We start from the raw sequence: 11,301 nt of genomic DNA, 5'->3' as shown, positions 1-11,301 counted from the left end.
CCCGTCCCACCCGGGACCACGCCGCCGGGCCGGGGGCGGCCGCGGCGCCCGCGGGCGCCGCGGCCGCCGGCCTGGCCCGCGCCACCGATCAGCGTCACCAGCGTCACCGTGAAGCCGGCGACGATGCCGGGCAGGGCTTCCGGCACCAGCACCTCGCGGATGATCGTCCAGCGGTTGCCGCCCATGGCGCGCGCCGCCTCGATCAAGCCACGGTCGACCTCACGCAACGACACTTCGGCAATGCGCGCGTAATAGGGTGTGGCGGCGATCGACAGCGGCACGATGGCTGCCCATGTGCCGATCGAGGTGCCGACGATCAGCCGCGTCACCGGGATCAGTGCCACCAGAAGGATGATGAAGGGCACCGAACGGAAGCCGTTGATGACGGCGCCGAGCGCCCGGTTCACCCACAGGCTTTCGGCAATCCCGCCGCGTTCGGTGGCGATCAGTGCCAGGCCGAGCGGCAGGCCGAAGACCAGCGAGATGAGGCCGGAGGCGGCTGTCATCAGGACGGTTTCCCAGATCGAACGCAGCAGAAGTTCAAACAGGATCGGCGACATGGCCAAGCACCTCCACCCGCGCCTGGCGGGTCTTCAGGAATGTGATGATGTCAGCGAGATGATTTGCATCGCTGCCGGGAAGCGACAGGAACAGCGTGCCGACGGGCTGCTGCTGGATATGGTCGATGCCGCCATGGATGAGGCGGAAGGCGCCTGGAACAGCCGTGGCAAGGTCGGACAGCAACGGGCCGCGTGCCGCATCGCCGGCCACGTCGACGCGCAGGATCGTCTCCGCGCCGGCCGCCGGCAGCAGCCGGGCCGCCAGTTCGGCTGGCAGCTGCGGCCGGATGGCGCCGAGCAGGCTTTTGGTGATGTCTGATTGTGGGTCGGCAAACACCGACCAGACCGGCCCTTGCTCGACGATGCGCCCGGCGTCGATCACCGCAACGCGGTCGGCGATCGAGCGGACCACCTCCATCTCATGGGTGATCAGAAGGATGGTCAGCCCAAGCTGCCGGTTGATGTCCTTGAGAAGGGCGAGGATGGAGCGCGTTGTTTCCGGATCGAGCGCCGAGGTGGCTTCGTCCGACAAGAGCAGCGCCGGGCGTGCTGCCAGCGCCCGGGCGATGCCGACACGCTGCTTCTGGCCGCCCGACAGTGACGCCGGATAGGCTTTTGCCTTCTCGGACAGGCCGACGAGGTCGAGCAGTTCGGCGGCGCGCTTCAGTCGCTCGGCCTTCGAGCGGCCCTCGATCTTCAGCGGCAGCGCCACATTGTCTTCGACGGTCTTGGCCGACAGCAGGTTGAAATGCTGGAAGATCATGCCGATGCGCCGCCGCAGCGGCTGCAGCTCGCGCTCGCCAAGCCGGCTGATCTCTCGGCCTTCGATGAACACCTCGCCGGAGTCAGGCCGTTCCAGCCCGTTCAGGCAGCGGATCAGCGTCGACTTGCCGGCGCCGCTGCGGCCGATGATACCGAGGATCTCGCCCTTGCGCACGGTCAGCGAGATGCCGTCGAGCGCCGCTGTCACACCGAAGCGGCGCTTCAGCTCGACGAGGCGCACGACGTCCTGAGACGCGTCGGGCCGGCCATGGGTCGGATCGGCGGTTTCTCCGGATGCCGTGATATGCTGGTTCATGATTGTTCCTGTTCCCGAAAACGCAATCGCGGCCCGCGCATGAGCGCGGACCGCTGTTGCTCTCGAACCGGGCTTCCGGTCGACGATCGGATCAATAGGCGCTGAGGCCGGTGCCCTTGTAGACCTTGTCGAACTCGGCCTTCACCGCCTCGTTCTGATAGGAGGCGACCAGCGTCTTCACCCAGGCCTCGTTCTCGTTACCGGCCTTCACCGCGATGAAGTTGCGGTAGGGATTGTCGGCGATCGGCTCCTGCGCGATGCGGTTTTCCGGCGTCAGGCCGCTTTTCAGCGCCCAGTCGGTGTTGACCACGGCCGCGTCGAGATCCTCGACCGAGCGGCCGACAATGCCGGCGTCCAGTTCCTTGATCACCACCTTCTTCGCGTTCTCGGCGATGTCGACGGTGGTGGCCAGAATACCGGTGCCGTCCTTCAATTTGATCACGCCCTCGTTCTGCAGCACGCGCAGCGCCCGGCCTTCATTGGATGGATCGTTCGGCACGCCGACGACCGCGCCCTCAGGCAGGTCGGCGACTGCTTTGTACTTCTTCGAGTAGAGGCCGATCGGCCACACGCCGGTATAGCCGACGCGCACGATATGATACCCTTGAGTCTTGATCTGGTTGTCGAGATAGGGTTGGTGCTGGAAGGCGTTGGCGTCGATTTCGCCGCGCTCCAGCGCCTCATTGGGCTGGGTGTAGTCGTTGAACACCACGGTTTCGATGGAGAGGCCCTTTTCGGCGGCCTGGGCGACGACGACTCGCCAGACATCCTCGTCCTCACCGCTGATGATACCCACCTTGATCGCCTTCTTGTCCTCGGCGAACGATGCGCCGGGCGCCATCAGGCTGCCGATCGCCACGGCCGAGGCGAACAGCAGAGCAAGGCCACTGCGCCGGTTGACGGTTGACCCCGGGGAAGATGGCAAAGTGTTCTTGAAGTCGGACATGATTGATCTCTGTGGTTGTGAAGTCATGGCAGCGAGGCGGATTGCCTAGCCTTGGTCACATCCTCAGAAATTCTATCAAGTTTATCAAAGAACGCCTTTCGCCGTTCTCGCCAAAGCCGGGAATATTCTCTCAAAATTTTCAGGTGAGTGAGAACGAGACGCCATTGAATCGATCGCCGCGGGCTACGATGCGATCCGCTGCGCTTCGGAAGTAAGATCGGACTCTCGGAAAAACCGGCGCTGACGCCAGGCTCAAAGCGCGATCCACGCCGTCTTCAGTTCCAAATATTTCTCCAGCGCGTGAAGCGACTTGTCGCGGCCGAAACCGGACTGTTTGACGCCGCCGAGCGGCACGGTGATGTCGGCGCCGCCATAGGTGTTGACGTGGACGACGCCGGCATTGATGGCGCGCACCATGCGGTGTGCTGTGGAGAGGTTGGCGGTCCACACCGCCGAGGCGAGCCCGTAGACGGTCGAATTGGCAAGCCGCACCGCCTCCTCCTCGGTCTCGAAGCGCATGACGCCGAGCACTGGCCCGAACACCTCCTCGCGCGCAAGCTGCATGTCTTGCGTGACATTCTCGAAGATCGTCGGCGCCATGTAGCTGCCGCCGGTCTCGGTCAGAATCCGCTCGCCACCGGTGACCAGCTGGGCGCCTTCTTCGGTGGCCCTGGCGACGAAACCGAGATTCTTGTCCAGCTGTTCGGCGCTCGACACGGCGCCGACATCGCTGGTGAGATCGAGCGGATCGCCGACTTTGAGCCGCGTGGTTGCCGCGACAAGTTCGTCCATGAACCGATCATAGACCGCTGACTGGACCAGAAGCCGCGAGCCGGCGACGCAGACCTGGCCGGAATTGCGAAAAATGCCGTTGGCCGAGAGGACGGCCGCCTGTTTCAGGTCGGGAGCATCGGCAAAGACGATGTTGGGCGACTTGCCGCCGAGTTCGAGGAAGACGCGCTTCAGATTGGAGCGAGCGGAATATTCGAGCAGCCGTCGACCGACCGGCCCCGAGCCGGTGAAGGCGATGGCGTCGACATCCATATGCAGGCCGAGCGCTTCGCCGGTGACCGTGCCACGGCCGGTGACGACATTGAGCACACCGGCGGGAAGTCCGGCCTCGCTTGCCAATTCGGCCAGCCGCAGCAGCGTCAGCGAAGCGATCTCCGGCGGCTTGACCACCACGCAATTGCCGGCGGCAAGTGCGGGCGCGATCTTCCAGGCGCCGATCATCAGCGGAAAGTTCCACGGCACGATGACGCCGACGACGCCGAGCGGCTCCTTGTGGATTAGTCCGAGCACATTGTCGGCCGTTGGCGCGATCTCGCCGTAGACCTTGTCGATCGCCTCGGCATAGTAGCGGATGGTGCCTGCCGCCGAGAGCGGTTCGGCCTTGTAGGCCATGCCGATCTCGGTGCCATTGTCGCGCACGCCGAGCACGGCGAGCTCGTCGGCATGCTTTTCGACCAGCTCGGCGAATTTCGTCAGCACCTTCTTGCGAAAGGCCGGCGCTGATCGCGACCACGAGCCCTTCTCGAACGCCTTGCGCGCCGACTTCACGGCGCGGTCGATATCGGCGGCGTTGCCGTCGGCGATGCTGGCGAAAGGTCGGCCGTCGATCGGCGACGTCACCGGCAGGCTTGCGCCGCTTGTTGCCTCGATCTGCACGCCATCGATGAACAGGCCCCGTGCGCCGATCTCCGTCCTGCGCAGCGTGTCGATGGCATTCTGACTGATCATGGGTGACGGACTCCCAGGGAAACATGCAATGTGGTTGGCGCGCGGAATTCCCAGCCGCGAAACACCGGCTCCTTGCCAGGCACAAGGCTGAGATGGGGGAAGCGCAGAAGCAACAGCCTCACCGCAAGGCACATCTGCTCGCGTGCGAAAAACCGGCCCGAACAGAAATGATGGCCGAAGCCGAAGGCGGCATGATTGCCTTCGTCGCGGTTGATGTCGAAGCGGTCGGGATCGGCAAAGCGGCTCTCGTCGCGGCTTGCCGAGGAGACGAGTGCGGCGACCGCGGCGCCGGCCGGGATCGTCACGCCGCCAAGCTCCACCGCCTGCGTCGTCTGCCGCGTCTGCGTGCCGATCGGCGCCACCCAGCGCAGGCCCTCGTCGACCGCCTTCGGCACGAAGGTCTCGGGATCGGCGAGCACCTGCCGCATCTGTTCGGGATGGCCCAGCAGACCGGCGAGGATCGAGCCGGCGCCATGTCCGGGTTCCTGCATGCCGCCGAGCAGGATGACCTTGATGCTCGGCATCAAAAAATCGATCGGCCGCGTCGTGCCCTCCGGCATGCCGTCATGCAGCATGTGCGACAGCGCCGAGTCATCTGGCTGGCGCGCAAGTCTTTCCAGCGTCGGCAGGATGGCGTCGCCGACCTCGGCACTGATCGCGTCGGCGATCTCCTGCCGCTTCGGGTCGTTCTCGAAATTGATGGCGCCCCGGGCAAGGCCATAGAACCAGCGGCGCAGCGTCGGCATGTCGATGTCGGCAAGGCCGAGCGAGCGCGCCAGGCTGAGCGTCGACACCGGTTCGAAATAATCGGCCATCAGCTCGGCGGAGCCCTGGTTGGCGATCCGGCCGAGAAAAGGTTCGGCAATCGACCGCACGAGGTCGCCGGCATAGGCGGCGACGGTGCGCGGCCGGTATTTCGGATCGACGCCTTGTCGCAGCTGTTTATGCGTTTCGCCATCGGTGGTCAGGATGGTCGGCTTGCCGAAGGAGCGCTCGACCGGCGATGAGCCGACGACGGCGGAGAAGATGTCGGGCGACTTGGCGACGCTCTCGACATCCTTCCAGCGGGTGACGAACCACAGGTTGACCGCCGGCACGAAAGCGACAGGCGCACTGCGCCTGAGCTCTGCATAGATCGGGTAGGGATCGGCTTCCAATGCCTCGACGGTTATATTTTCGGCAAAGCTCAAATCCGCCACTCCCCTTGTGGTGTAAGGGCGGCGTGGCACGCCGCCCCTTTGCTTTTCTCAATCTTTCAGCGGCTGGCCGAGGTTTTCGAAGGCTATGGGATCGCGGCTCTTCAGCGCGCTGGCCAGCAGCAGGCCGACGATCGCGGCGATCAGCACCAGCCCCGGCAGGAACACGCCAAGAAAGCCGCCGGCCCCGGACAGGCTGCCGAAATTGATGACGATCAGGTAGATGATGATGACGAAAGCGATGAAGGTCAGCCCGGGCAGGATGGTGGTCTTCAGCGCGTTCTCCTGGGCTGCCGGGTTGGCGCGGAAGAACATCACCACGGCAAGCGATGCCACCGCCATCATCACGATGACGCCGAGCGTCGCGACATTGGTCAGCCACGAAAACAGCGCCAGCACCGGATCGAGGCCGAGCACGGCGAACAGGCCGACGACGACCGCGGCGAGCACGCTCTGGATGACGGAAGCGACATGCGGGCTCTGGTGCACCGCATGCGTCACGCCGATCGTCTGCGGCAACAGTTTTTCGCGGCCCGAGACATAGATATAGCGCGCAACCGCATTGTGGAACGCCAGCACGCCGGCAAACAGGCTCGACACGAACAGGATGCTCATCGCCTGCGACAGCATCGTGCCGGCGTAACGATCCGACAGGCCGAACAGGAAGGTCGTCGGATCCTGCAGGCCTTGCAGCGTCGGCAGCAGCTTGTCGATACCGGCGCCGACCGCCATCAGCCATGCCGTGAGCATGTAGAAGACGCCGATCAGCACGACCGAAAAATAGGTGGCGCGCGGAATGGTGATCTTTGGATCGCGAGCTTCCTCGGCATAGATCGTCGTCGCCTCGAAACCGATGAAGGCGGCAAAGCAGAACAGAATGGCGATGGCCGGCGAGCCCGATGTGATCTGGCTCCAGCTGAACGGCGCCGCCGACAGGCCGCTATCGCCGCCGGTCTTGAGGATGGCGATGTCGAGGACCAGCACCACAAGATATTCGCACAGCACCAGCACCGTCAGGATCTTGGCGGAGAGGTCGACCTGCCGATAGCCGAGCACGGCGACCAGCGCGATGGCGATGAAACTCCACACCCACCAGGGCAGGTTGATGCCCCAGCCGGCGAACAGGCCTGACGTCGCGGAGCCGAGCAGGCCCATGACCCCGATCTGCATGGCATTGTAGGACAGGATGGCGATCAGCGCCGTGGCGCCGCCGGCCATGCTGCCGAGGCCGCGCGCGGCATAGGCATAGAAGGCGCCGGCATTGCCGACATGGCGTGACATGGCGACATAGCCGACCGCGAACAAAAGCAGCAGGATGGTGACGATCAGATAGGTGCCGGCAAAGCCGGCGCCATTGCCCATCAGCATGCCGAGCGGCGTGCCGCCGGCGACGGCCGTGAGCGGGGCGGCCGCCGAAATCACCATGAAGGTGATGGCGCCGACGCCAAGACTGTTCTTGCGCAGCCTGTTGGCCGGCGCCTGTTCTGCAACTGCTGTCATCGATCCCTCCTGTTTGCAAACCCTCAGGCTCGCCGGCCGAATGGCCTGTCCCATGCACTCTGGCGGTTGGTTCGTTATTTGAACCGTTATTTTGAATATAGACTTGCAAACAATGCCGATGCCTGTCAAGTTAATTCACACGTTAAATGATTGTCCCGAACCGGGAGGCAAATTTGAGTACGGTCGGAAAAGCGATCTCGCTTCTGGAGCTGTTCAGCGTCGACGAGCCCGAGCTCGGCCTGTCCGATCTGGCGCGCCGCTCGGGCTTCGACAAGGCGACGACACGGCGGCTGCTGGTTGCGCTGGCCGGCCATGGTTTTGTCGAGCAGGATATCGGCACGCGGCACTATCGCCTCGGCGCCGGCCTGTCGCGGCTGGCGCGCCTCCGCGAGGCGCGCTTTCCCTTCCTGCAGACAGCTGTTCCGCTGGTGCGGGAGCTTGCGGCATCGACGGCCGAGACCGTGCATTTGTCGGAATTCGGCGTCGACAAGCTGGTCACCGTCCATGTCGAGCATCCGGCATGGGCGAACCGGGTCAACATCGACATCGGTCAATTGCTGCCCCTGCATTCGACCGCGTCGGGTATCGCCTATCTGGCCTTCGCCCGCGACGAGACCGTCAAGGCGTGCCTGACGGGTTCGCTCGACGCCTTCACGGCCCATACGCTGATCGAGGCAGCGGCCATCTCAAGATCCATGGGCGAGGCGCGCGAGCGCGGCTATTCGATCTGCGACCAGGGCTATGAGGAAGGCGTGATCAGCGTCGCGGCGGCAATCCGCGCGGCGGATGGCTTTGCGCTCGGCACCATCGCGGTGGCGGCGCCAAAGGCCAGAACGACGGCAGCCGCGATCACGGAGCGGGGACTTGCCGTGAGGGAGGCGGCACGGGAGATTTCCATGCGCCTCAACGGCGAAAACCTGCAAATCTTGAGGAGGCAGGCCTGATGCCCTCGGAGACTGCGGCCCGCATCCTGGTCATCGGCACGGGCGACACAAAGGCCGAAGAGCTGTTGTTCATGAAACAATGCATCGAGGCATCGGGCGGCCGCGCCGTGATGATGGATGTCAGCGTGCTCGGCGACCCGCCCTACAGCCCGGACCACGACAAGCACGCCGTGGCGCGGGCGGTGGATGTGACGATCGCCGAGATCGTTTCGAGCGGTGATGAGAACACCGCCATGACGCTGATGGCCGGCGGCGCCGTCCAACTGGTTCGCAAGCTCTATCAAAACGGCGAGATCGACGCCTTCATCGCCATCGGCGGCTCGATGGGAACCGATCTGGCGCTCGACGTGGCGCTTTGCCTGCCGCTCGGCGTGCCGAAATTCGTCGTCTCGACCATCGCCTATTCGCACCTCATCCCGCCCGAGCGCGTCGCGCCCGACCTGATGATGATCCTCTGGGCCGGCGGACTGTACGGCCTCAACTCGATCTGCAGGCTGGTCCTGTCGCAGGCCTGCGGCGCGGTCGTCGGCGCGGCCAGGATCGTGCTTGAGGACCGCGCCTCGGCACCGGCCATCGGGCCGACCATCGGCATGACCTCGCTCGGCAGCAGCTGCCTGCGCTACATGAAGACGCTGAAGCCGGCGCTGGAACGGCGCGGCTATGACGTTGCCGTCTTCCACACCACCGGAATGGGCGGCCGCGCCTTCGAATCGATTGCCGGTCAGGACCACTTTTGCGCGGTGTTCGACTTCAGCCTGCAGGAAATCACCAATCATCTTGCGGGCTCTGTCGTCAGTTCCGGCACCGACCGGTTGGAGAATGCTGGCGCTCGCGGCATTCCGCAGATCGCCGCACCCGGGGCGGTCGACATGGTCGATCTGCCGACCTGGCAGGATTTGCCGGCTAAATTCTCGACGCGGCCGTTTCATGCCCACAACAGGCTGATCGCGTCGATCACCGTCGATGCCGACGATCGCCGCCAGGTCGCCAGGACCATCGCCGCCAAACTGGGTGCCGCGAAAGGCCGCTCCGCCTTCATCCTGCCTACCGGCGGCATCCAGGAATGGGATACGCAGGGTGAGCCGCTTTATGACCCCGAAGCCCTGGCTGCCTTCGCCGATGAAATGCGCAGGGCTATTCCCGCCGGGGTCGAGTTCCACGAGATCGACGCCCATATCAACAGCGACGACTTCGTCGACAAGGCGCTCGAGATCTTCGACCGCTGGGTCGAGGAAGGCATCATCCCGCGCGGCAAGCCGGCCGAGGGAGTGGCAGCGTGAGCGCTGTTCCGGCCCAGGCACTGGTCCTCGATTTCGGCGGCGTCGTCACCCGGACGCTGTTCGAGACGCATGCCTTGACCGAACAGGCGCTCGGCCTCGCGCCGGGGACGCTGCAATGGCGCGGGCCGTTCGATCCGGGCAGCGATCCGCTGTGGCGCGCCATGCAGGCCGACGAGATCAGCGAGCGCGACTACTGGCGCTCCCGCACCAGTGAGGTCGGTCAGCTCATCGGCGAGGACTGGCAGGCGATGGAGACCTTCGTCCAACGAGCGCGCGGCGCCGAGCCGGAAAAGGTGGTGCGGCCCGAGGCCGACAGCGCCATTCGCACGGTGCATGCGGCGGGTTTTCGGCTGGCGATCCTGTCCAACGAACTCGACCTGTTCTACGGCGCCGATTTCCGCCGGCGGTTGCCTTTGCTCGGCCTGTTCGATGTGATCATCGACGCCACTTACACCGGCATCCTCAAGCCCGATCCACGCGCCTATGCCTTCGTCACCGAGGCGCTCGGCCTGCCGGCTGGCGCTTGCGTCTTCGTCGACGACCAGCGGCGCAATGTCGATGGCGGCTGTGCTGCCGGCATGCGCACGGTCCATTTCGACGTCGCTCGCCCGGCTCATTCCTATGCCGAAGCCCTCGGTCATTTCGGCCTCGTCCCAGTTGCCTGAGATTTTTTTGCGGAGTCCTCCATGCGCGACATCAATTTTCTCACCGAAACCAACGCCAAGCCGATCTGGCACCCGATGGCGCATCCGGCCGAGATGCGGGCCAACCCGCCGAAGGTGATCATGAAAGGCGAGGGTGTGATGGTCACCGACATAGCCGGCAACACTGTGCTCGACGCCGTCGGCGGTCTGTGGAACGTCAATCTCGGCTACAGCTGCGACCCGATCAAGCAGGCGATCGCCGACCAGCTTTCGGCGCTGCCCTATTATTCCGGTTTTCGCGGCACTTCGACAGGACCGTCGATCGAACTCGCCTACGAACTCTGCGAATGGTTCGAGCCGGAAGGCATGGTGCGGACCTTCTTCACCTCGGGCGGCTCGGATTCGGTCGAAACGGCACTTCGGCTGGCGCGGCAATACTGGAAGATCCGCGGCCAGGCCGACCGGACAAAATTCCTCGCCTTGAAGAAGGGCTATCACGGCACGCATTTCGGCGGCGCGTCGGTCAACGGCAATGCCAATTTCCGCCGCAACTACGAGCCGCTGCTGCCCGGCGTCTTCCACATTCCCGCCCCTTGGACCTTCCGCAACCCGTTCGATGAGACCGACCCAGCGCGGCTGGCGAAACTGTGCGCCAAGGCGCTGGATGACGAAATCGCCTTCCAGGGCGGCGACACCATCGCCGCTTTCATCCTGGAGCCGGTTCTCGGCGCCGGCGGCGTCATCGTTCCGCATGAGAGCTTCATGCCACTGGTGCGTGAGATCTGCGACCGCCATGAAATCCTGCTGATCGCCGACGAGGTAGTGACGGGCTTCGGCCGCACCGGCGCATGGTCGGGCTCGCGTCTGTCCGGCGTGAAGCCGGACTTCATGACCATCGCCAAGGCGATCACGTCAGGCTATTTCCCGCTCGGCGCGACCTTGATCGGCGGAAAAGTCGCCGATGTCTTCGAGGCCGACAAGACCAGTTTTGGTGCGATCGGCCACGGCTATACCTATTCCGGCCACCCGGTCGGCTGCGCGGCGGGTCTGGCGGCGCTTGCAGAGACCAAACGGCTTCGCCTGAACGAGAACGCGGCGGCACGGGGCGTCGAACTCGCGGCCACCCTGGAGGGGCTGAAGGCCAGGCATGCGATCGTCGGCGATGTCAGGTACAAGGGCCTGATGGCGGCGCTGGAGCTGGTCTCGGACCGCACGACGAAAAAGCCTGCCGACAAGAAGACCATGGCCGTGGTTTCGGAGGCCGCCTATGAGGCCGGCGTCATGCTGCGCGTGTCGGGCAACGCCATCATCCTGTCGCCGCCGCTCATCATCAGCGCTGCCGATGTGACGAAGATCGGCGAAGCATTGGATGCGGGCCTGTCGAAGGCCTGACGGGTTAGCTGGACACAACGG

Annotated in this window: 10 protein-coding genes; 4 read left to right on the top strand and 6 right to left on the bottom strand. The window is 64.7% G+C overall.

The window, feature by feature from the left end; translation table 11 throughout:
* The 6 genes from AC0L24_RS14675 to AC0L24_RS14650 form a co-directional block, all read right to left on the bottom strand.
* The coding region (locus tag AC0L24_RS14675) for a methionine ABC transporter permease (protein WP_473563895.1) at positions 1 to 560 on the bottom strand (560 nt) is incomplete at its 3' end.
* Positions 541 to 1,638 (bottom strand): methionine ABC transporter ATP-binding protein, encoded by a 1,098-nt coding sequence (locus AC0L24_RS14670; protein WP_473563894.1) that lies wholly within the window; start codon positions 1,636 to 1,638, stop codon positions 541 to 543. The genes AC0L24_RS14675 and AC0L24_RS14670, both read right to left, overlap by 20 nt.
* 91 nt (positions 1,639 to 1,729) lie before the next feature.
* A complete protein-coding gene (locus AC0L24_RS14665; protein WP_127396249.1) occupies positions 1,730 to 2,584 on the bottom strand; it encodes a MetQ/NlpA family lipoprotein in 855 nt (284 codons plus the stop codon).
* 252 nt (positions 2,585 to 2,836) lie between these two features.
* Positions 2,837 to 4,324, bottom strand: coding sequence for an aldehyde dehydrogenase (locus AC0L24_RS14660; protein ID WP_473563893.1), 1,488 nt, complete (start codon positions 4,322 to 4,324; stop codon positions 2,837 to 2,839).
* Positions 4,321 to 5,514, bottom strand: a complete 1,194-nt coding sequence (locus tag AC0L24_RS14655; RefSeq protein ID WP_473563892.1) for a cytochrome P450 — start codon at positions 5,512 to 5,514, stop codon at positions 4,321 to 4,323. Before AC0L24_RS14655 ends, AC0L24_RS14660 begins: the two co-directional genes overlap by 4 nt.
* A gap of 57 nt (positions 5,515 to 5,571) precedes the next feature.
* Positions 5,572 to 7,020: an APC family permease gene (locus AC0L24_RS14650; protein WP_128287738.1), complete on the bottom strand. Its 1,449-nt coding sequence runs from the start codon at positions 7,018 to 7,020 to the stop codon at positions 5,572 to 5,574.
* Between the two features lie 173 nt (positions 7,021 to 7,193).
* Between AC0L24_RS14650 and AC0L24_RS14645 the strand changes: the two genes are divergently transcribed.
* Genes AC0L24_RS14645 through AC0L24_RS14630 form a run of 4 tightly spaced genes read left to right on the top strand, consistent with a single transcriptional unit; the run spans position 7,194 to position 11,280 of the window.
* Positions 7,194 to 7,964, top strand: coding sequence for an IclR family transcriptional regulator (locus tag AC0L24_RS14645; protein ID WP_127396253.1), 771 nt, complete (start codon positions 7,194 to 7,196; stop codon positions 7,962 to 7,964).
* Positions 7,964 to 9,244, top strand: a complete 1,281-nt coding sequence (locus tag AC0L24_RS14640; protein ID WP_292703009.1) for a Tm-1-like ATP-binding domain-containing protein — start codon at positions 7,964 to 7,966, stop codon at positions 9,242 to 9,244. The genes AC0L24_RS14645 and AC0L24_RS14640 overlap by 1 nt, the downstream gene beginning before the upstream one ends.
* On the top strand, positions 9,241 to 9,909 hold the full coding sequence (locus tag AC0L24_RS14635; protein ID WP_127397619.1) for an HAD family hydrolase: 669 nt from the start codon (positions 9,241 to 9,243) through the stop codon (positions 9,907 to 9,909). The genes AC0L24_RS14640 and AC0L24_RS14635 overlap by 4 nt, the downstream gene beginning before the upstream one ends.
* A gap of 21 nt (positions 9,910 to 9,930) precedes the next feature.
* On the top strand, positions 9,931 to 11,280 hold the full coding sequence (locus AC0L24_RS14630; RefSeq protein WP_473563891.1) for an aminotransferase class III-fold pyridoxal phosphate-dependent enzyme: 1,350 nt from the start codon (positions 9,931 to 9,933) through the stop codon (positions 11,278 to 11,280).
* Positions 11,281 to 11,301 lie beyond the last annotated feature (21 nt).

Source organism: Mesorhizobium sp. WSM4809 (assembly GCF_055811655.1).
The sequence above is the reverse complement of the archived record's forward strand: the minus strand, read 5'-3'. Positions and strand labels throughout refer to the sequence as shown.

Bases quoted from the DNA above. Each gene is read 5' to 3' on its own strand.
- AC0L24_RS14670 (WP_473563894.1), bottom strand. From the start codon at position 1,638: ATGAACCAGCATATCACGGCATCCGGAGAAACCGCCGATCCGACCCAT.
- AC0L24_RS14665 (WP_127396249.1), bottom strand. From the start codon at position 2,584: ATGTCCGACTTCAAGAACACTTTGCCATCTTCCCCGGGGTCAACCGTC.
- AC0L24_RS14660 (WP_473563893.1), bottom strand. From the start codon at position 4,324: ATGATCAGTCAGAATGCCATCGACACGCTGCGCAGGACGGAGATCGGC.
- AC0L24_RS14650 (WP_128287738.1), bottom strand. From the start codon at position 7,020: ATGACAGCAGTTGCAGAACAGGCGCCGGCCAACAGGCTGCGCAAGAAC.
- AC0L24_RS14640 (WP_292703009.1), top strand. From the start codon at position 7,964: ATGCCCTCGGAGACTGCGGCCCGCATCCTGGTCATCGGCACGGGCGAC.
- AC0L24_RS14630 (WP_473563891.1), top strand. From the start codon at position 9,931: ATGCGCGACATCAATTTTCTCACCGAAACCAACGCCAAGCCGATCTGG.